The following is a 22,118-nucleotide window of genomic DNA, read 5'->3' as shown; positions in this document are numbered from 1 at the left end:
CGTTGTAGTGTATTAAAAAAACAACCTAAAAAAATGAAAAGATTAGTATTGAATTATATGGACGTAATGAAGATTTTGGATGCAAGCAGGTCATCTAGCTATGCAATAATCAAAAGTATAAAAGAGGAGTACCCAAGTTCTAAGAAACTGACAGGGGCGAGAGTCACTATTAAGGATATTGCAAATGCTTATGACCTTGTGGAGACAGAGATTCACGAATGTATTAAGAGTGGGTAATATTATCCCTTCGCTATATACTTTATTAAAATGTAAAACAAAATCCACACAATCCATATTGTCCATACTCTCCTGTGTTATACGTCGTATAACATTAAGTTTGCACATGTAAAACCGCTGTAACGCAATTGTTATACAGCTGGTTTACAGAATATTAAAAACTTTTTAAAATTTTTATCATGAATGAATTATCACAAAATGTAAACATACGAACATCGTATGATTTTAAACGAAAAGTCATGGCCGAAGCAAACGAAAGGCGTATGAGAATGTCAGAATACCTAACAAATCTAATACAAGATTATTGGGAAATGGAAGAAAAAGGGGAGCTAAAAAGTTCCAAATTTGAAAATGAAGAATATGAAAAGGAGCTAAAGAACTATCAAGTTAAATTGGAGGAAAAGGCAAGAAAAATAAAAACCTTAGAAAGCAAAATTAACTCGTATGAAGAGAAATTCGAAGATTTTCAGAACAACTATCAAAGTTCAGTTTTAGAAAAATCAAACCGTATACTAGAGCAATGGAAACAGAGCGAGCTAAAAAGAATAGAAAATGAGATAAAAGAGCAAAAAAATGCTGAATTGGATACTTTAAATAAGTTGTATTTAAAAACAAAAGAAAACTATTATGAAAACTCTGCACGTCTTGAAAGGTATGAAACTGACCTACTAATGGAAACATTTGACTTTGTTAATGGTCAATCAAATGAGGATGTTGTAGCCGATATGCCCACTCTGGTGAACATCTTGGTAACTATGTATTACAACCAATTTATATTACCCACTCTAAACCAAACACAATATGCTTGACCCAAATCTCAAATTTGACTATAACCCATTTGAAATAGTAGAATATCGCCCGAGGTTTTATCCTAAACCTGAAAAAACAACTAATTGGTTTTCTATCATTTTCTGGTCGGCAGCAGCTATCGGAATCCTGATTTTAACTTTTGTATTTGGAGAGTCAATCAAAAAATTCTTCAAGAAGCAATTAGAGGCCATTGAAAAAATGAAAGAGGATAAAATTTTAGAAGAATCCATAGATAACCAAGAATCAAAAAGTATCGAACAATGAAAAAAACATTAAAAATCATCACTTCTGTTATTGTATTATTACTAAATATCTCTTGTGAAAACCAAGAGATATTTCCATCTCCAAATCCAGAATTTAGTATTAAATATGGCGATTATGGAGATATAGTCCTTAAAAATAACTCAACGTATAATTCATATACCATAGACTGGGGAGATGGCAATATAAAAAACCTTGATAAAGGATTCTCCGAGATATTCCATGGCTATGAAAACGATGGTAATTACACCTTAAAAGTAACCGCAAAAAGAAAACTTGGGAAAAGTGGTTTTACTTCGGAAGTTGTAAAAATTACTAATACCAAGGGAACATTTCTGATTTACCTAAACAAGAAGATTAATGATAACTACCTGAATTTTTATATTGACAATGTTTATATAGGAGCAGTTAGCAGTTATATCACGTCTTCTGTAAAAATATCTTGCGACAATAAAACCTTAGTAAATGGAGTAGGATTTTATAAGGATCTAAAACCGGGAAAACATACCTATAGAGCGGTTTCTGCAAATGGAACTTACGTTTGGTCTGATACATTTACTATAAGCAATAAAGGCTGTGTGATTAGAATATTGGTGTGATATTTCGTAAAAATATCTTATCGACACAAAGGCAGGCGGTGGCATTTAAAAAGCTCCGGCTGTCTTTTTTTTATCTTTTGTTTCAAAAAATACCATGTAATAGTATTTGATAACAAATAGTTCTTTTTAAATTTAAATCGAATTTGAAAAATTCTGAAATCGACCATGAAACTCTACTGTTTTTTAGCTTTTTGAAAGAATATTCTTAATTCGCATTGCTTTAACCCCCAGAATTAATAATCTAACCCGATTTCTTGATTTAAAATCATGAATTGGAGTATGGCTTTTATTTCGATTAAAACATGATTTGTTACTTATTACGGATATTAGCCAAAGAAATCTGAGAAAAAGCAATTACATTTTTGAAAAGACATATTTATTGAATTTTATACAAAAAGATGGATCAAGAACTAGAAAAAACCCTTTGGGCCACTGCTGACAAACTCCGAAACAATATGGATGCAGCCGAATACAAACACATTGTATTGGGTTTGATATTCCTAAAATACATTTCGGATAGTTTTGAGGATTTATACAACAAACTCAAAGAAGACAACCTTTCTGATGCCGAAGACAAAGACGAGTACTTGGCAGAGAATGTTTTTTATGTACCCCCTTCTGCCAGATGGAACTATATACAACACCAAAGAGCCAAACTTCCGAGCATAGGCAAAGACATTGATGATGCTATGGATGCCATCGAGAAAGACAACCCTTCGCTAAAAGGTGTATTGCCAAAAGACTATGCAAGACCTGCTCTCGACAAAAAACGCTTGGGTGAACTAGTTGACCTTATCGGAAACGTAGGTTTCAAACAAGAAGGCCATAGCAGCAAAGATTTATTAGGTAGAGTATATGAGTACTTTTTAGGAATGTTTGCTGATGCCGAAGGTAAAAGAGGCGGTCAATTTTATACTCCCGAAAGTATTGTTAAACTATTGGTAGAAATGCTCGAACCATACAATGGGCGTATTTATGACGGTTGTTGTGGTAGTGGTGGTATGTTTGTTCAAAGCGAGAAGTTTTTAAAAGCCCACGGTGGAAGAATTGGCGATATTGCCGTTTATGGTCAAGAGAGTAACCCCACTACTTACAAATTGGCTAAAATGAATTTAGCCATTAGAGGTATTGATGCCAAAATTGAATTAGGCGATACGTTCCATAACGACAGACACAAAGACTTAAAAGCAGATTACATCATTGCCAATCCACCGTTTAATATTTCCGATTGGGGTGGCGAGCAATTGCAAGATAGTCATATGTGGAAGTACGGAGTACCACCAGTAGGAAATGCCAATTATGGTTGGTTGCAACTATTCATCAATAAACTAAGCACCACAGGAACAGCAGGTATTGTATTAGCCAATGGCTCTATGACTACCAATGCAGGTACAGAAAATGAAATAAGAAAACAACTAATTACAGAGGGCTTGGTAGATTGTATGGTAGCCTTACCAACACAACTGTTCTACAATACCCAAATACCAGCTTGTTTGTGGTTCTTGGCTCGTAACCGAACCAATCACAAATTCCGCAATCGTTCAGGCGAAATACTGTTTATAGATGCCCGTAAATTAGGCACTATGACCAGCCGTAAAAATAAAATCCTTACAGATGCAGACATTACCCAAATATCAGAAGCCTACCACAATTGGCGTAACATAGATGGCAATTATGAAGATGTACAAGGTTTTTGCAAGTCTGCAAATCTTGCAGAAGTAGAAGCCAACAATTTTGTACTAACTCCGGGAAGATATGTAGGCACTGAAGAAGTAGAAGATGACGGCATACCGTATGAAGAAAAAGTGGCCACCATTTCTGAAAACCTAAAAGGGTATTTTGAAAAGTCTATTGAGTTGCAACAGCGTATTAAAACGAATTTAGTAAAAGTAGGAATTGAAATATAGCACCAAACTAAAATAAGAAATCGCTTATTTTAGTTTAAGGAGATTAAAGTAAAATAAGAATATTTTTATGTTACTTTGCGAAAATAAAAAAGACAATGATAAATTTAGAAAAATATGTAGCAGGTAAACAAATAAAGCACCAAACAGGCTATACCTATTTTATGCCCAATGAAATAAATGATTCGTGGATTTGGGAAGACCAAAGCATTAATACTTTATTAGAAAAAGCGGCTATTAAGTTAGGTGAACTAAATTCATTTTCAAGACTTGTTCCCAACATTGATTTATTCATCCAACTACACGTAACTAAAGAAGCTGTGGTGTCAAGTAGAATTGAAGGGACACAAACTCAAATGGATGAAGCACTTTTAGATGAAGATGAAATTTCACCAGAAAGAAAAAATGATTGGGTTGAAGTAAATAACTACATCAAAGCATTAAACCAAGCCATAAAAGAGTTAGAAACTCTTCCGATTTCTTCACGTTTAATTAAAAAAACACATCAGATTCTTTTAGATAGTGTGCGTGGTGAACACAAACAACCAGGAGAGTTTAGAACCTCCCAAAATTGGATTGGAGGCAACAGTTTAGCTGATGCTGTTTTTATACCACCTAATCAAATCTATGTAAACGAACTAATGGGTGATTTAGAAAAATTCCTTCACAACGAAGATATAAATGTACCTGCATTAGTGAAAATCGGAATTGCTCATTACCAATTCGAAACCATTCACCCATTTTTAGATGGAAACGGTCGTATTGGTCGTTTGCTTATTACTTTATTTTTAGTGGATCAAAAAATATTAAACAAACCGCTTCTATATTTATCTGCATTCTTTGAGAAAAACAAAGGCTTGTATTATGATAACCTCACTTTTGTAAGGTCTAAAAATGATATGAAACAATGGCTTAAATATTTTTTGGTAGGTGTTGCTGAAACTGCTGAAATGGCTACTCAAACCCTATCTAATGTACTCGAATTAAAAGCCAGATTGGAAATGAATATAAACACCAATTTTGGTAAAAGAGCCAATAATGCAACCATACTATTACAGCATCTATTTAAAAAACCTGTAATACACGTAAACCAAGTAAAAGAAATCACTAACAGCAGCTACAAAACAGCTAACGATTTGGTAACCGAATTTGTAAATGCAGGTATCTTAAAAGAAATGACAGGACAAAGCCGTAATCGAGTATTTGTATTTGACGAATACATTAAACTCTTCTAAAAAAAGCAAATAAAAAGTAAATCTCATAAGCAAATAACATAAGTAATTGATAGATAGTGGTTTGATTTCGTTTCAGCTAAAAGCAAATGAAAACAAAACTGCCAATTTCTAAAAAAAACAAATGAAAAATAAAACCGAAAATAAAAACATTCAAAAACTTGATAATCAATACTTTGTTTTGTTTTCTATTCTTTCATTACTAAAAATAAACACCATTTAAATGACCAACTGGAAAGAATATAAATTATCGGATTTAATGGATGTAATAGGTGGAGGAACACCAAAAACTAAAATTCCAAAGTATTGGGATGGAGATATTCCTTGGTTATCAGTTGTAGATTTCGGCAATGCAGAGAAAAAAGTATTTGATACGGAAAAGAAAATTACAGAATTGGGTTTAAATAATTCAAGCACTAAAATTTTAAAAAAAGGTCAAATCATCATATCGGCTCGTGGTACAGTTGGTGAATTGGCAGTTTTAGGTCGTGATATGGCTTTTAATCAATCTTGTTATGGACTTAATGCTAAATCGGAAATATGCACAAATGATTTTCTTTATTATTTGATGAAATGTAAAATTTCAGAATTAAAAAGAAATGCTCACGGAGCTGTTTTTGATACAATTACAAGAAATACTTTTGATACTGTTTTCGCTTCTGTTCCAGATATTGAAACCCAAACCGCCATAGCAGAAATCCTCTCCTCCCTTGACGACAAAATAGAACTCAACAACAAAATAAACCAAGAGTTAGAAAACCTTGCCCAAACCCTCTTTAAGCAATGGTTTATAGATTTTGAGTTTCCCAACGAAAACGGAGAACCTTACAAATCATCAGGTGGCGAAATGATAGATAGCGAGTTAGGGGAAATTCCTAAGGGGTGGGAAGTTGGCGTACTTAACGATATTTTAGAGGTAAAAGGGGGAACTACGCCAAGCACAAAAGAACCGTTATTTTGGGATGGAGAGTTTCATTGGACAAGTCCAAGAGACTTATCTAATTTACACTTTCCATTACTTTTAAATACAGATAAAAAAGTCACCAAAGAAGGCTTAAAAAAAATAAGCTCTGGTTTATTACCGAAAGGTACTTTATTACTTTCTTCCCGAGCACCTATTGGTTATTTGGCAATAACTGAAATTGAAACGGCTATAAATCAAGGGTACATTGCGATAAATGCAAAACAAGGTTTTTCAAACTTGTACATCCTATATTGGATAAAATCTAATATGGACTTAATAATTGAGAGAGCCAATGGTTCCACATTTTTAGAGATTTCGAAAACTAACTTCAAACAAATTAATTGTCTTATTCCCCAAAAGAATATTTTGAATGAATATATGCTACAAATTGACCTATTGTTTGAACAGCTGAGAATAAACTTGCTTGAAAACCAAGAATTAACCAACCTGAGAGATACACTATTACCCAAGCTCATTTCAGGAGAGTTACAAATAAATGAGATATGAAAATAGATAAATTACATATCCTACAGAAAATTCAAAAAGAGAAAATACCTTTTGAGGTGATAAAGAGTGCATTTTGGTTAAAAAACGAGGTCTATGTTAAGCATTTTGGAGCTAACTCAATTGCTATAAATCGTGATGAAATAAAAAGAGACTTTGAAAGTGGAAATAAAGAACGTGGCATAATCAGAACTTTGGCTTGGGGCTACCCCAACGCAATGAGACGGTTTAGACCTACCATGCAAAATATCACGCTAATAGCTCAACTACTTAAACACAAAAATGAGTTAAATTTAGCAGAATTATACTTTGCTTTTGGTGCATTGATGCAAATAGAAGGAATTGGCCCTTCGACCGTTACAAAGCTTTTGTTTTTTAATGGTAACACATTTAACAAAACACCTTGCTTGATCTTAGATGAAAAAGTTATAAATTCAATAAAAGTATTTGCTGATTTTGAACTACTAAGAAAAGACTTAAATCCATATAAAGTGGGAATTTATATCAACTACTTGGAGCGTATGCAAGAAATGGCCACTTCGTTTAATATAACACCTGAGCAACTCGAAGTTTATTTATTTGACCAAAACGGAAAATCCATCTGAACCATGGCAGCAGTACTATCAGAAGACCACATAGAGCAAGTTTTCATACAGGAGTTTGTTGATTTGGGGTATGTTTACATAAACGGAAAAACGATTTCGCCAGATGGTGAATATCCCGAAAGAGAATATGCTGAAGTAGTGTTAAAAAATCGCTTGCAGGAAGCTATAGCCAAACTTAACAAAAACATACCCTACGAGGCACAAGAAGAAGCACTAAAGAAAGTACTGCGTGCAGATAGCCCCGAATTATTCCAAAACAACTATCAGTTTCACAAATACCTAACTGAAGGTGTAGACATAGAATATCGAAAAGGTGACCGAATAGCCGGAGATAAAGTTTGGCTGATTGATTACGAAACACCAAGCAACAACGAGTTTTTGGTAGTAAACCAATTTACGGTAATAGAAGGAAGTGTAAACAAAAGGCCTGATGTTATTTTGTTTGTAAATGGTTTGCCCTTAGTTGTTATAGAACTTAAAAATGCGGTAGACGAAAACGCAAACGTGCATGCGGCATTTAACCAACTACAGACCTACAAACAAACCATACCAAGCCTTTTTCAATACAACACCTTACTCGTAGCATCTGACGGTTGGGATGCACTTTACGGTTCATTGACTTCTCCCAAGCAGTTTTTTGTCCCGTGGAAATCCATAGATGGCAAATTAGTAGCAGACGAAAACATCCCTCAAATGGAGGTTATGGTCAAAGGTATGCTAAACAAAACGGTTTTGCTTGACCTTATCCGTCACTTTACTATTTTTCAACTTAACAAAGAGAAAATTACCAAGATAGTACCCCGGTATCACCAATATTTTGCGGTAAATAAAGCGGTGGAAGCCACCAAAAAAGCAACGGCGGAAAACGGTGACCAAAGAGCCGGAGTAATCTGGCATACACAAGGCAGCGGAAAGAGCTTTTCTATGGCTTACTATGCAGGTAAATTGGTATTGGCACTCAACAACCCGACCTTGGTAATATTGACCGACAGAAACGACCTTGACGACCAACTCTTCGAAACATTCTCGTTGAGTCAAGACATTCTAAGGCAAACACCCGTTCAGGCAGAAAACAGAGACGACTTAAAGAAACTATTGTCTGTAACCTCAGGCGGTATTGTATTTACCACCATCCAAAAATTCTTACCTGAAGTAGAGGAAAAGATAGATTTGGGCAATGGAAAGTTCAAGAATATCAAAGGCAAATTTGACGAGCTGTCAGACCGAAGAAACATAGTAGTAATAGCAGACGAAGCACACCGAAGCCAATACGACTTTATGGATGGTTTTGCAAAACACATGCGTGATGCCTTGCCCAATGCTTCATTTATCGGTTTTACAGGCACACCCATAGAAAACACAGACAAAAACACACAGGCGGTTTTTGGAGACTATATAGATGTATACGACATTCAGCAAGCTGTAGAAGACGGAGCCACCGTACGTATTTTTTACGAAAACCGACTGGCCAAAATCAAACTAAAAGAAGAAGAGATCCCGAGAGTTGATTCAGACTTTGAGGAATTAACCGAAACCGAAGAACTTAACAGCCAACAGAAGCTGAAAGCCAAATGGGCAAGACTAGAAGCCATAGTTGGTAACCAACATCGCTTGTCGCTAATAGCTGCGGATATTGTAGCCCATTTTGAGGCTAGAAATGCCATACTTGACGGCAAAGCCATGATAGTATGTATGAGTAGAAGAATATGTGTAGACCTCTATGACGAGATTGTTAAAATAAGACCCGAATGGCACAGCAACGAGGATACCGAAGGAGCTATAAAAGTGGTAATGACAGGTTCATCTTCTGATCCTTTGAATTTCCAGCCTCATGTACGAAACAAACCGAAAAGAAAGGCATTAGGCGAACGCCTAAAAGACCCGAAAGACAGCCTTAAACTTGCCATTGTAAGGGATATGTGGCTTACTGGTTTTGATGCACCAAGTATGCATACACTCTACATAGACAAGCCCATGAGAGGCCATAACCTCATGCAAGCCATAGCACGTGTAAACCGAGTATATAAAGACAAAGAAGGTGGTTTGGTGGTGGATTATATCGGCATAGCAACCGACCTCAAAAAAGCCTTATCTGTTTACACTGAAAGTGGCGGCAAAGGAAAGCCTACATTTGACCAGGAGGAAGCGGCATCGGTTATGATGAGCAAATACGAAATAGTGGCCCAGATGTTTGAAGAGCAACCTACCGAGCTAACAGAACCTAAGGGCTTTGACTATCAAGCTTTCTTTGGTTTAACTCCAAAAGAAAAGCTGTATTTCCCAATCAAAGCAGCCAATTTTATTTTAGGATTGGAAGATGGAAAAGCCAGATTTACGGCTTCCGTAACTACGTTATCAAAATCATTCGCCATTTCGGTACCGCATCCTTTTACAAACGACATCAGAGATGAAGTGGGTTTATTTCAAGCCATTAAAGCACGAATAGTTAAAGTAACCGAAAGTGGTAAGTCTATAAGTTCATATGACCTTGATACGGCTATCAAGCAAATATTATCAGATGCAGTGGTGGCTGAAGACGTAGTAGATATTTTTGATGCAGCAGGAATTAAGAAACCGGATATCTCTATCCTTTCTGATGAGTTTTTGGCAGAGGTAAAAGGAATGAATCACAAAAACCTTGCTTTGGAGTTGCTAAAAAAACTATTGAATGACGAGATAAAGACAAGACAAAAAACGAATATTGTGCAGTCGAAGAAGTTTTCTGAAATGATATCGAATTCTGTCCGAAACTATCAAAACAACTTGATAACGTCAGCCCAAGTAATAGATGAACTAATAAAACTGGCCAAAGAAATAAAAGAAGCCGACCGAAAAGGAGAAGAACTTGGACTTGACTTTAGGGAGTTTGCCTTTTATTCAGCACTAGAAGTAAACGACAGTGCCGTATCGGTACTGGGAGATGAGATTTTACGTCACATCGCACGTGAATTAGTAGATACAGTAAGAGCCAACACAAGCATTGACTGGACGGTAAGAGAAAACCTCCAAGCCAAAATGAGAATTGCTGTAAAGAAAATACTAAGAAAGCATGGCTATCCACCAAACATGCAAGCCAAAGCCACCGAAACAGTACTGGAGCAAGCAAAGCTGTTGGCAAATGATTTTACTAGTACTAAAACGTACACCCTAAACAAAAACAACGACACTCCCCTATCCATGGCTGCGGAGCCGGAATGATGAGTTGAGGTACTCCACTAAAATTAAAAGAACAAACATTAAATAAACATTCCAATCACAATGACTGTAGCAGAGAAAAAGAAACTATAAAAGCCCATTTAAAAAATATCAGGAATTATATAAGTGTGTCTCTAAAATTACAAAATAATACACATTTGATGACCTTACGACGCCAAGATCTTTTATATACTTTCTCCAATGCATTTTAGTTGAAACATTAACGCGAATTTATTTATTTTCTAAAACTTTTATTTTCTTCTCTAATTCAGAAACATAAATAGTCAACTCCTCAACCTTTTCTAAGAGAAGTGAAACCATCTTTTGTATTTCAACACCATCAGTTGATACAGTTTCAGCTGAAGGCATCCCGGGAAGCCTTTTGTTCCTTTCTGCAAAAGATACTACTTCACTTATTGGTTTGAGTTTATAGCCTTTTTCAAATACTTTATCTGCCCATTCATGTTCATTCTTATATTTCATTTTGAAGTTCGAAACCCAAAATTCTCCTCCTTCATCAATACCCATGAAATCTTGATTATTGATTTTAATACCCGGATTATTAAACCCTACACGCATATTAACAACACCTTTCACATCGAGCGGATATTGTGGATTTGTCATGCCAATCCCTACTTTTATTCCCCTGATGGTATCTCCCAAAACAATGGCATTGCTTACCGAAACTTTTGCATTGGCACCAATTGCAGCCGCATATTGTAAAGTTTGTGCATTTGTGCCGATGGAGTTTGCTTGCTTCCCAACAAACGTGTTATATGAACCTGTTACAAGTTCTTTTCCTGATTCGTGCCCGATAAAAGTATTTTGAGAGCCCGTTGTTAAATTATAACCACTTTCTCGACCAATGAGCGTATTGGCCGCACCGGTAGTGTTACTATAACCACTAACCGAACCAATAAAACTGTTTTCTGAACCGGTAGTTAGATTGTACCCGGCAGCATATCCCAGTAACGAATTATTGTCACCAGAATTTAAAATAGAAGCCGACGTCCCCCTACCTGAACCACTCCCTACAAACGTGTTATTTTGACCACTACTCATGTAAGTACCTGAGCTATATCCAACAGTTGTATTATGATTTCCTACATCCTGATTGAAACCTGCTAAGTAACCAATGTGAGAATTGGCAATTCCTGTTGTATTTTTGTAGCCGCTGTAATAGCCCGAATAAGTATTGTATTGACCTGTTGTATTAGAGTATCCTGATTGTCGCCCGATAAATACGTTACGTCTTCCTGTGTTCCTTTCGGAAGAAGAAGCACCTCTTCCAGCGTAATACCCCAGAAATACATTATCTGCTCCAGATTCTGAATATTGTCCTGCGGCAAACCCTATCATTACGTTTGCACCTGTATTTTGTATACTCCCTGCTTTAGAACCAATATAAATATTAGCACCGCCAATTGTATTAGTTTGGCCGCTACCACTCCCAAGAAAAATATTATTATTTGCCGTTGTATTGTTCGTACCACTTCCGGAACCAACAAATATATTCTCACTTCCAGAAGAAGTAGCCTTTCCTGCGTTTGCACCAATAAACGTGTTGGCTGAACCCACGTTTACTTTACCTGCACTTGTTCCCATAAAAGTATTATTATCCCCTGCACTACCACTTTGACCTGATTCAAAGCCGTAGAAAGTATTATTTGAGCCGTTACTGTTTAGACCCGCCCTTACGCCCATGTAGGTATTGGCAATGCCAGTATTATGTATGAACCTATCGGAGCCAATCTTTACCAATTCGGTATTATACGTACTTGGTACCTCGGATAGATACATAGTTTGTATTTCTTGTAATGTCAAAGCTCTATTGTAAATTCTGACATCATCTAGTGCTCCAGAATACAAATCGCCACCTCCAGAATTACTACCTAATCTAAGTTTTGTACTTGTGGTGGATAAAGCACCGGTAGTAGTTTTTTGTAATACTCCATCTACATATAAATTCTTATTTGAATTTTCATATGTTATTATCATGTGATGCCAGCTATTATCATAAAATTGGAAAGGATTAGTAATAAAATTATCACTGTTGTATCCTACAAAACCTAAATATCTTCCGCCATTCCACATGTAGGTTCCTAAATAACTAGCCCAAAAATTACCATAGTTGCCCCATGATACCATATACTCTGTTTTGATCGGCAATGAAGTTTTAAACCAAACACTAATTGATCTTGCAGATCCGCCAGTAATTGTTTGCCAATTGTCTATAACTATTAGACCATTTGTTCCATTAAACTGCATGGCTTTCCCATCTTCGCCATATCTATTGGCAGTTTGGGTTATACCACCTGTAAGGTTGCCATCATGACCATTTCCTGAAGCATCTGAAGCAACACCTCCATCTAAAGGATAATAGGCTACCAAACCGCTGCTAGGTGCCTGGGCATTTGATAAAAAGTTAAGAAAAATTAGAAACAAAAAGAGGAGATTTTTTTTCATAATGCTTTCAGTTTTTTGACTTCTTCCTGAAGTTCTGTGTTTTCAGATTTAATAATATCGATAGCTTTCTGCTGATCAATAAGATAAAGGCTTAATTCTTCTATTTTGGCTAATAATGCAGGTATTATTTTTTGAATCTCTACACCATTTTGGACAACGTCTGAAGCCGATGGAATTCCTGGTAAATGACCGTTCTTATGTATAAATTGTGATAGATTATTTAAAGCCAAAACTTCATAACTAGGAGTAAATACTTTATCAGCCCATTGACTTTCATCAGAATATTTCATTTTAAAATTAGAAACCCAATATTCGCCATCCTGATCAAGACCCATGAAGTCATTTCCATTGATTTTTATACCAGGAGAATTGAAACCAATTCGCATATTTACAACACCTTTTACATCGAGCGGATATTGTGGATTTGTCATGCCTATCCCTACTTTTATTCCTCTAATTGTATCACCAAGTACAATTGCATTATTAACTGACACTTTTGCCTCTGCACCTATTGCAGCTGAATATTGAAGAATTGCTTTACTACTACCTATACTATTTGCCTGCCTACCAATGAAAGTGTTATTTGAACCTGACACTAATTCAAGACCAGATTCGTGCCCTATAAATGTATTGTTTGTTCCGGTTGTGGAATTAAATCCGGCCTCACGCCCAATAAAAGTGTTTTTGCTTCCAATGGTATTAAAATACCCACTTGTATATCCAAAGAAACTATTTTCTGAACCAGTGGTATTTTTATATCCTGCAGCGTAACCTACAACAGAGTTTGAGCTTCCAGTATTTTGATTTGGTGAAGCCGCCCCTCGCCCACTTTGGCTACCTAAATATGTATTATAATTACCGCTAATTAAATATTGCCCAACATTATAACCTAGTAGTGTATTATGATTTCCTCCATCTAAACTACTAGCTGTATTGTAACCATAAAATGTATTTGAAATGCCTGTCTGGTTTGCAAATCCGCTTTGATATCCAGTTAGAGTGTTGTAATTGCCGGTGGTGTTTTTATAACCAGCACTCCAGCCAATATTTACATTTCTTTGACCTACATTTTTGTCATTGCTGTTGCCATATCCAGCTTGATAACCGATATATACGTTTCTGTCACCAGTTTCGGAGTATTGACCTGAACCTGCACCGATCATAACATTCATTGAAGTATTTTGTGAGTTTCCAGCTTTATGACCTAAATATGTGTTCGCTCCACCACTAGTATTTGTAAGTCCCGATTCTGTGCCTATAAACGTGTTGGCTGAACCCACGTTTACTTTACCTGCACTTGTTCCCACAAACGTATTATTATCCCCTGATGAACCACTCTGCCCAGATTCAAAACCATAAAAGGTATTATTAGACCCATTGGTATTCAAACCCGCCCTTACGCCCATGTAGGTATTGGCAACACCAGTATTATGTATGAATCTATCAGAGCCAATCTTTACCAGTTCGGTGTTATATTGGCTCGGTACTTCCGAGAGGTACATAGTTTGAATTTCCTGATGGGATAAAGCCCTATTGTATATTCTGATGTCGTCTAAAGCACCTTTAAAGTAATCGCTGGCGGTAATAAAACGACCAATAAATAATGAACTACTTGCAGTATTTAATGTGCCGTTTAAACTACCTACTTCTACACCGTCTAAGTAGAGTTTTATGGTAGTTCCATTAGAGGTAACTATCATATTATGCCAACTATTATCATAATATTGAGGCTGGTTAGAAACGGAGACAATATTTACAGAACCAGCTGAAAAATGTAAAAGTTTATTTCCAGCAGAAGTATATGTACCCAACCAACTTGTTTGATTTACTGCACTTGCCCCCCAAATTAAGTAAACACTATGAAGTGGAGGATAACCACTTGTTTTAAACCACAATGACATTGACCTACTAGCGTTTCCTGTCAAGATGTTCCAGTTGGATACTACAATCGATCCATTTATACCGTCAAACATCAACGCTTTCCCGTCTTCTCCATACCTATTAGCAGTCTGGGTTATTCCTCCCGAAAGGTTACCATTTCGGTTGTTGCCACTTGCATCAATTGCAGCCCCACCGTCCAAAGGATAATAGGCCACTAAGCCACTTGTGGGTGCTTGCGAGAAAGTGACAAAAGGCAAAATTAGCAAGAGTAAAATGCTGATATTTTTCATGTTTTTAATTGTTTGCAGAGGTGTATAACTTGCCCGTATCACTATAGATTAAGGTTCCGTTTTTGAAAATGATGGTTTTGGCGTAGCCGTTTATTCCGTAAAGTGTAACTTCATGGTTTAGCAATACTTCATCGTTTATACCGGGCACACGGTTACAAGCCCATGTGGCTGGGTCTGCCCAACTACCTGCTTGTTTGGTTAGTAGTACATCACCATTTGCACAGCCCGTAGTGCCACCAACAATTACATAAGCAGAGCCTTGGTCATCACAAAATTCAGATGTGCAGGTGGCTTTATAAATAGCTGTAGTTTCATACACTTTGGTGCTTATTTGACCGCCTACTTGACCTGTACTCCATTTTATGATGCCCCCCGGACAGCCATAGGCAAAAAGACTCACTGGCTGACCAAGTTTTACAGAGGCTACTGCAGTAATTGCAGTAAGAGTATAAACCTCACATGCGATAACATTGACTTTGACTCGTTCAAAACCATTAGCACCACAGCCACTTTCTATACACTCAGCGGTGTAATGGGTGGATGATAGTGGGCTAACCGTAATGCTATTACCCGTTTGCCCCGTGCTCCATTGAATAGTACCCGCACAACCCGTTGCGGTCAGCACCGATGCTTGCCCGGGATTCGTATTCTCAGGGTTTGCACTTAATTCAGGGATACTGCTACTGCCTTTAGTTTGTTTGGATGATACGTTTCCATTTAAATCATATTCGGCAATAAGTAAAGACTGAGAATTTGATGTGATGGAAATAATTATAAACACAAAGGCAAATAAATATTCTCTCATTTTATGTTATACTTTAAATCAACGGTTTTATTGAATACTTCCATAAGAATTACTTTTTTGTATGTGGGTATTGTAGGATTATATTGTAACCCCACCTGAAAAATTAATTTCTCTTTTGCAGCATTAGCTATATTATAATTTCCATAATATTCATTAACTCCAATTTCAATTCCAGACAAAACATATGATTGTATATCGAATAACAAATCAATAACCGGAGGTAAATCATTTGTTGCCAAACTAACTGTTCTATGATTTTTGGATAAAAGTTTAACCGCAGTTTTTGTTCCATCAGTAATTCCTTTTTTAATAACCTCTTCTTTTAAATAATTTACTGTGGATTCTCCCCAATAGTTATAGGCCATAACAAAAGCACCTGTAATAGCACCGTTTTGAAAGTTCCCACCGGTTAACTCTGAAGTTACGCCACCAACAATAGAAGCTGCTACAATACTTTTGCTAAAGCTCTTAAAATATGACCCGATAGCATCCTCTGTACCTCCCGCAACCGCACCGCTAATAAATCCATGGATAAATTTACCACCACTTGCTTCGGCAACTATTCCCTGTGTTACTCCGTGACCTACAATCTTAATTCTGAGAATTTCCGCTTTCTTAGACCAATCGGAATTGGCGAAATTACCATGTCCAGCAAGTTGTCCAACATTGTAAGCTAATCCAGCACTTAATCCACCTATCAACGCACCTTTTAAACCGGACTTTAAGGCATCATTTAGTCCACCGCCATTTAATAATGAACCAGTAACACTCGAAGTAAATCCAGCAGCAGCACCTGCCATTACAGCTCCAAAGGTATTACCTCCGAAATATGCTGCGATAGCAGGTCCTGCAAAAATAGCAACCCCAATACCTACCGCCGCTACAAGTAAAGGTTTCCAATTCTCTTTTGCGAAGTTGACCACCGAATTGAAAATATTCCCTACTGATTCGAAAAAATTATCAATAAACTTTGGCCAATAGCCACTAGGATCAGTCAAGCTTAAAGGATTATTTAAGACATAGCTGTATCTATTATATGCCTGCAAATCAAATTGGTCTGAAATAAAGGGGTCAGGTTGAAGGAAACGACCTAAAACTGGGTCATAAACACGCCCGTTCATATCAATCATAGCGAAGAGATCATAATGCTCGTGGCCTGTAAAACCTCTATCATGGGAGGAGTTTGCTGAAGTACTGGCAGCAGTCCAATCAGCATTACGCCGTAGTCCCCAAGCATCATAACTAAACTCTTCTACCAATGCACCTGCAGCATCGGTTAAGCCAGTTACAGAACCTAAATGATCTTTTAAATAGTATTTTAATATAGTAGTAGTAGTTGCCCCAATGGTTTCTTTCAGTTGTATGCCTACCCCTCCTATAAAGCTGGTCTGTAAAATTTTTCCGTTGGTAAAGGCTTCTATCTCTACCAATCCACCTAAATATAGTTTGGTACGAATCAAATTACCATTTACGTACATTTTCTGCATGATACGCTGTTGGTCTGGTCCATAAAAAACCTGAACTGAAGAAGTATCATTAGAAATGGTCTTAACTTTATTAAATGAAGTATAAGTGGTATTGATGTTGAGTGTAAAAGAGCAGGTAACGTTGGCATCCTTTGTCCGGACATTTATTAAACGGTGCGGGCCATTATTTACCCCTCCATATTCATACTGGCCAACATCAGACTTGTAAATGATATTTCCCAATACATCATACTCTAAAGTTGTAGTAGTAGTATTATTTAGTTTTGTTTCAACTAAGCGGTTATAATCATCGTACTCAAAACTCTCGGTATTATTTCGCATTTCGTCTTTTTGGCTACTTAGGTGAGCCAGGTCATTAAACTGATAGGTAAAATGCTGAAGGTCTTGGCTACCATTAAACGAACGAATAGAACGTAAGTATTGAGTAGCCGCTTCATACTCCTGCTCAGTTTTTACGCCATTTCCAAATGTTTGGAGTGTTACATTTCCGCTGGCATCAATGCTTTCAGCTTTCCAAAAAAGAGAATTATTGGCATTGTTTCGTAATTCAGCTAAATAACCATAACTATTATAGATGTACTTGAGCACCAAGTTATTGGCGGGGTAACTTATGGTATTTATCCTTCCTTGCGTATCGTAAGTATAAGCGGTTGTGTAAGTGGTGCCATTTAGAGTCAGATTTTCTTGGCTTTTACGTCCTAAATTATCAAACGTAAAACTATGACTTGACACATACGAGCTTACAGCCGTTAAACTTCCCTTTGCTTTGTTACCTGTATCATAAGTATTGGTGGTAGTGCCATCTACATCGGTGCGTACTTTTAATCGTCCGAGTTTATCATAGGTCATGGTTACCACATCACCATTTGGGTAAGTCTGTTTGGTAAGCTCTCCGAAACCATTGTATTCGTATTGATAGGTACCCATATCTGGGTCAGTCATACTTACTTTTAGTCCACGGGTATTGTACACATTACTTATTACATTACCTTTTACGTCGGTAGTAGTAAGCAACCTACCCATGGCATCGTATGTAAAAAACAGATTGTTGGCTTCGTTGTACCGAGCCTCCGTTACACGACCTGCCTGATCATAAATGGCAGTACGTTTTTGATTTTTAAAATTATACTCTTCATGAATTAGACCAGCAAATTCGCTTTTGGCAGATCGTAGCCCTCCAGTTTTCGATACTTTTTGTTCTACTACTTGTCCTAATTTATTTACTTCTCTCTGAGTGAACCCAGCGGGTGTATCACCTTCAAAATAAGGATAAGAATCTCGAATAGTTTCTCTAAATTCTGGTGTAGATTTTCTTAAAAATTCGTGTGTTACTTTTACCCAAGTGCCATCGAAACCTTTTGATTTACTCTCGATAGCTCGGTTGTAAGCGTCATAATGTTCAATACCTATTTGTCCATTGCTCGATTGATTATATGTAAGGAAAACACCACCCGTTGGGCTATTAAAAAAAGAATTGTTAGCTTTTCTATAGGCTACCGTATGCCAAGTATTATCAGGCATGGTTTCTTTTATAAGCCGAGAATAACCATCGTATTCGTAGGTAGTAGTTAAGCCATTTATATCAGTTTCTTGAAGTGGAACGCCAAATTTTTGTTCGTATACAGCACTTGAAATGTGGCCAAGCGGATTTGTGCCTTGAGTGACAAACCTATTGGTGAGGTTATCAAATTGAGTTTGAACTATTCTATCTTCGTAGGCTGTGCCGTTCCATGCGTTTGTAGTACTAGTAAGAATATTGCCGTAAGTGTCATAAACATATGTTTTTATCACTCTGTCAATAGCAGGTAAATTGGCATCGGAGGTTTCTTTGGTCAGTTGACCAGTAGTACTGCTATATTCAAAAATTGCTTTTCTTGTTTCAGAAGAAACATTTGGAGCAAAATGGGTAACAGTTGCAGAAGTTAATCGACCTAAAATCCAACTGGTATAATCATCAGTGTACACATTAGCCGTTGAATCTTTGAAGCCATTTCCAGAACTCGCTACAATGGTCAACGGATTACCGTAGTTATCCATTGTTTGTTTACTGGCTTGAGTTCGATAGTTTACGAAGTCCTCGGTGCTATCTGATGCCGCATAAGAAAAGAAGCTTTTAGCATAATTATTATTAGGGAATTTTAAAAGTGATGGAGCATGGGAACTCCTACTTAATAAAATACCATTAGAAGTGAATCTTTCGGTTTTAATGACCGTTTGACCTGTGTATTTCCATTGGTCATCTCCTTGTCTGAAATAACGTTTATCATAGATACCGGTTACACTATCGATCTCCATAATCATGGTAAAACCTCGGAAGCCTCGGCCTTCTACATTTATAGTGGCACCACAATAGCGGTATTTTTGAGTAGCTATTTCGTTTCCACCACCAGCATAGGTAGATGCCTTCGATACTACATACAGCGGTGCTTGAATATCAATGTTCGGGAATGTTACGAGTCCTGCTTTTTCGTATAATTGGTCGTTAAGTAGGTTGTCAAAAGTTACCTCGTGTTTAAGTCCCGCTCCATTGGTAAAGCGTTTTATGGTAAATCCTTGGTTTTGACGAAGTTTTTGAACATACCATTTACTATCTGTGGTGTTGTAATATAGTAAATCAAGATGTGAACCATTCAGAAAATGACCATAAACTGGTTTCGCAACATTTGCACCAAAATCTTTAAACTGAAATAATGGAAAAGCATCAGTTATGACATTGGTTATGTTAAAGGCAAATTTCCCGTTGTTCAGATAAGTTCGGTTTGCCCCAGTTGTTTTATTATAGAAAGTCAAATCCATCAAGCCATCGGCATTGAAATCATTTGGAAATAGCTCTGGATAATTTGTGAAATTAGTAAAGGCAATTTCTTTGTAATTAACAGATTGTGTCTCGAATTTTCGATACCCTTTATTCGGAACAATTATCAGCTTGCTTGTAGAAGGGTCTAAAACAACTAAATCTGGCAAGCCATCAGCATTCATATCCAGTAGATTGATGGTCTTATTGGTACCAATTAAAATACTACTATTCAAAATGTTTCTATCTGATTCATCAACCTTTACCTGAAATTGGTTCTCACGTTTAGTCAAATCAGTTGCCGTACGAACAGAGCGTGGTGTTACTAAAGAGTATAGACCATTTACCTTATCAAAAATGAAAATATCTGTTAAGCCATCATTTTCGATATCACTAAATTGAACTTGCGATGTATCTGAACTCGCCCATCCCAAGTTATAATTGGAATTATTAAGGGCTGTTTGATCTAAAGCATTATAAAATACTTGGCTTGTGGTACTATTAACTGGTAAGGTTTGAGCCATCCAAACCGTATTAATAGTTGGAACTTTATTATTTCCTACAGTTTCCATATCAAGGAAATCGGAAATACCATCTTGGTTAATATCAATAATAAAATCATCATAAGGTTTTGCACCCAAGCGAGTAAGTTTTGTATAATATTGAGTACGGTATTCATAACTTTGCCCTTCTACCATAGAAGCTGGTTCCGAAATTAAGAAAAGTACGTCATTCGCCGTTCCGTTTACAGGAACCCAAGAGACTGTAATGTCATTAACATTATCTCCGTTAAATTCACCAATGCTAACCCTTGGATCATAGCTTACACCAATGTTTGCAGTAACTGTATCGGCAGGGACAAATTCCCCATTTCCATCATTAGCATAAAATTTAAAGGTCAATGTAGTATTATTTCTCGTCCAGACAAGAATATCATTTAAACCATCACCATTAAAATCACCAAAAAGTCGCTTATCTAAACTGGAAGCAGGAACCGAAGTGACTTCTACTTCTGTTTCTTGTGGGGTTTCAATATTAGACCATTCAAATACCGTAGGTTCGAAGCAATTCTGAGATGTGGAACCATCACATTCTTGTACCCTTTCTAATAAAGAGTATTGCTGTAAAATATAAGAAAGTTTGTATTCTCTAACTAATTGAGTTTGATAAAGAATCTTGACCGACTTTAATCTTTTGTTATAAGTGTTCTTTTTATTAAAACGAATACCATAAACTTCTTTAACATCAGCCGCTGGTCGATTCTCAAATTCAAATTGTATTGTATTATAGGTAGCCAAACCAGTATTCGAATTACCCGTATATTTTATTTCATTGGGGTAAACCTCTCCTGAAGTTGCATTTTGGTCATAAGAGAAGGTCATATAGTTACCATTCCTATCTTCAATTTTGTTTACCAGCCATTGGTAGCCTACATTTTTGTCTGGGTCAACCATTCTGCTGTCTGTAGTATTTCCATAATAAAAAATCAACCCCGATTTTGTATATGCCTTAAAATACTGCGGACTGTTGGTTCCAGAATTTTCGTAAAGTATTACTTTTGTGAAATTATTTTGCTCGGTGTAATAAATTGTTTGATCATCACCATAATTATCATCAAAGGGAATTGTAGTATTAACGGAGGATGGAGCCAAAACTAAACGTTCTCCATCTAAGCTGAAACGGTCAGATTTATCAAAATGGATTCCTGTGTTAACTGCTTTTGTCCGCTGTGTGGTGCTTGCGGTTTCATCTTGTGCCCTCGTTTTTGAACTCCTTGTAATTGTAGATAGACCATTCAAAGTCCAACCAAGACCAACAAAACTATTGCCACCTTGACTACTATAAGATATTCCAATACTTGGCTGCAATCCGGCAGTTCCGGGAGGAATTACAAAAGGAATGTTATATGTAGCTGCACCTGCTTCATTAACCTGAAAGCTACCAGAGGTATAGCCGAAATTATCGCCAGGGACTGTGGTTTGGGCATCAACGCTAAATACCGATACGAAAAGAAAAACAAAGGCTGGTAAAAAGTATCTCATTTAAGCTGTTTGAGTTTATATTTATAACATCTGTATTGGTCT

At 36.7% G+C, this 22,118-nt stretch carries 13 protein-coding genes; 9 read left to right on the top strand and 4 right to left on the bottom strand.

The annotated features are described in order from the left end of the window. The first annotated feature begins 33 nt into the window (after positions 1-33). The 9 genes from ACFOOI_RS19445 to ACFOOI_RS19405 all read left to right on the top strand — a co-directional run bounded on the left by ACFOOI_RS19445 (position 34) and on the right by ACFOOI_RS19405 (position 10,314). On the top strand, positions 34-237 hold the full coding sequence (locus ACFOOI_RS19445) for a hypothetical protein (RefSeq protein ID WP_379839754.1): 204 nt from the start codon (positions 34-36) through the stop codon (positions 235-237). Positions 238-416: 179 nt separating this feature from the next. Further along, positions 417-1,046 (top strand): hypothetical protein, encoded by a 630-nt coding sequence (locus tag ACFOOI_RS19440; protein ID WP_379839753.1) that lies wholly within the window; start codon positions 417-419, stop codon positions 1,044-1,046. Continuing rightward, the gene (locus ACFOOI_RS19435) at positions 1,039-1,311 is read left to right on the top strand and encodes a hypothetical protein (protein WP_379839752.1); all 273 of its coding nucleotides are present in this window, start codon (positions 1,039-1,041) and stop codon (positions 1,309-1,311) included. Before ACFOOI_RS19440 ends, ACFOOI_RS19435 begins: the two co-directional genes overlap by 8 nt. Beyond that, positions 1,308-1,907, top strand: coding sequence for a hypothetical protein (locus ACFOOI_RS19430; RefSeq protein WP_379839751.1), 600 nt, complete (start codon positions 1,308-1,310; stop codon positions 1,905-1,907). The genes ACFOOI_RS19435 and ACFOOI_RS19430 overlap by 4 nt, the downstream gene beginning before the upstream one ends. A gap of 398 nt (positions 1,908-2,305) precedes the next feature. Next, the gene (locus tag ACFOOI_RS19425) at positions 2,306-3,814 is read left to right on the top strand and encodes a class I SAM-dependent DNA methyltransferase (RefSeq protein WP_379839750.1); all 1,509 of its coding nucleotides are present in this window, start codon (positions 2,306-2,308) and stop codon (positions 3,812-3,814) included. A gap of 95 nt (positions 3,815-3,909) precedes the next feature. Beyond that, complete coding sequence (locus tag ACFOOI_RS19420; protein ID WP_379839749.1) at positions 3,910-5,046, top strand: Fic family protein; 1,137 nt, start codon at positions 3,910-3,912, stop codon at positions 5,044-5,046. Positions 5,047-5,266: 220 nt separating this feature from the next. Continuing rightward, entirely contained in the window at positions 5,267-6,514 is a 1,248-nt protein-coding gene (locus ACFOOI_RS19415; RefSeq protein WP_379839748.1) for a restriction endonuclease subunit S, read from the top strand. Continuing rightward, complete coding sequence (locus ACFOOI_RS19410; RefSeq protein ID WP_379839747.1) at positions 6,511-7,116, top strand: 8-oxoguanine DNA glycosylase OGG fold protein; 606 nt, start codon at positions 6,511-6,513, stop codon at positions 7,114-7,116. The genes ACFOOI_RS19415 and ACFOOI_RS19410 overlap by 4 nt, the downstream gene beginning before the upstream one ends. Before the next feature lie 3 nt (positions 7,117-7,119). Then, complete coding sequence (locus tag ACFOOI_RS19405; protein ID WP_379839746.1) at positions 7,120-10,314, top strand: type I restriction endonuclease subunit R; 3,195 nt, start codon at positions 7,120-7,122, stop codon at positions 10,312-10,314. A 228-nt stretch (positions 10,315-10,542) separates the two neighbouring features. Here the strand turns inward: ACFOOI_RS19405 and ACFOOI_RS19400 are convergent, their stop codons facing one another. The 4 genes from ACFOOI_RS19400 to ACFOOI_RS19385 are packed head-to-tail and all read right to left on the bottom strand — an operon-like array spanning position 10,543 to position 22,076. After that, the gene (locus ACFOOI_RS19400) at positions 10,543-12,777 is read right to left on the bottom strand and encodes a LamG-like jellyroll fold domain-containing protein (RefSeq protein ID WP_379839745.1); all 2,235 of its coding nucleotides are present in this window, start codon (positions 12,775-12,777) and stop codon (positions 10,543-10,545) included. After that, on the bottom strand, positions 12,774-14,948 hold the full coding sequence (locus ACFOOI_RS19395; protein WP_379839744.1) for a LamG-like jellyroll fold domain-containing protein: 2,175 nt from the start codon (positions 14,946-14,948) through the stop codon (positions 12,774-12,776). The genes ACFOOI_RS19400 and ACFOOI_RS19395 overlap by 4 nt, the downstream gene beginning before the upstream one ends. 4 nt (positions 14,949-14,952) lie before the next feature. Beyond that, on the bottom strand, positions 14,953-15,753 hold the full coding sequence (locus tag ACFOOI_RS19390) for a hypothetical protein (RefSeq protein WP_379839743.1): 801 nt from the start codon (positions 15,751-15,753) through the stop codon (positions 14,953-14,955). Then, entirely contained in the window at positions 15,750-22,076 is a 6,327-nt protein-coding gene (locus tag ACFOOI_RS19385) for an RHS repeat-associated core domain-containing protein (RefSeq protein ID WP_379839742.1), read from the bottom strand. The genes ACFOOI_RS19390 and ACFOOI_RS19385 overlap by 4 nt, the downstream gene beginning before the upstream one ends. Between the last annotated feature and the right edge of the window lie 42 nt (positions 22,077-22,118).

The organism is Lacihabitans lacunae, from assembly GCF_042649125.1.
GTDB lineage: Bacteria > Bacteroidota > Bacteroidia > Cytophagales > Spirosomataceae > Leadbetterella > Leadbetterella lacunae.
This window is presented reverse-complemented; position numbering and strand designations above follow the sequence as displayed.

Excerpts from the sequence above, each read along its gene's own strand:
- ACFOOI_RS19430 (WP_379839751.1), top strand. The coding sequence starts at position 1,308 with ATGAAAAAAACATTAAAAATCATCACTTCTGTTATTGTATTATTACTA.
- ACFOOI_RS19400 (WP_379839745.1), bottom strand. The coding sequence starts at position 12,777 with ATGAAAAAAAATCTCCTCTTTTTGTTTCTAATTTTTCTTAACTTTTTA.
- ACFOOI_RS19425 (WP_379839750.1), top strand. The coding sequence starts at position 2,306 with ATGGATCAAGAACTAGAAAAAACCCTTTGGGCCACTGCTGACAAACTC.
- ACFOOI_RS19440 (WP_379839753.1), top strand. The coding sequence starts at position 417 with ATGAATGAATTATCACAAAATGTAAACATACGAACATCGTATGATTTT.
- ACFOOI_RS19395 (WP_379839744.1), bottom strand. The coding sequence starts at position 14,948 with ATGAAAAATATCAGCATTTTACTCTTGCTAATTTTGCCTTTTGTCACT.
- ACFOOI_RS19445 (WP_379839754.1), top strand. The coding sequence starts at position 34 with ATGAAAAGATTAGTATTGAATTATATGGACGTAATGAAGATTTTGGAT.
- ACFOOI_RS19415 (WP_379839748.1), top strand. The coding sequence starts at position 5,267 with ATGACCAACTGGAAAGAATATAAATTATCGGATTTAATGGATGTAATA.
- ACFOOI_RS19410 (WP_379839747.1), top strand. The coding sequence starts at position 6,511 with ATGAAAATAGATAAATTACATATCCTACAGAAAATTCAAAAAGAGAAA.
- ACFOOI_RS19420 (WP_379839749.1), top strand. The coding sequence starts at position 3,910 with ATGATAAATTTAGAAAAATATGTAGCAGGTAAACAAATAAAGCACCAA.
- ACFOOI_RS19385 (WP_379839742.1), bottom strand. The coding sequence starts at position 22,076 with ATGAGATACTTTTTACCAGCCTTTGTTTTTCTTTTCGTATCGGTATTT.
- ACFOOI_RS19405 (WP_379839746.1), top strand. The coding sequence starts at position 7,120 with ATGGCAGCAGTACTATCAGAAGACCACATAGAGCAAGTTTTCATACAG.
- ACFOOI_RS19390 (WP_379839743.1), bottom strand. The coding sequence starts at position 15,753 with ATGAGAGAATATTTATTTGCCTTTGTGTTTATAATTATTTCCATCACA.
- ACFOOI_RS19435 (WP_379839752.1), top strand. The coding sequence starts at position 1,039 with ATGCTTGACCCAAATCTCAAATTTGACTATAACCCATTTGAAATAGTA.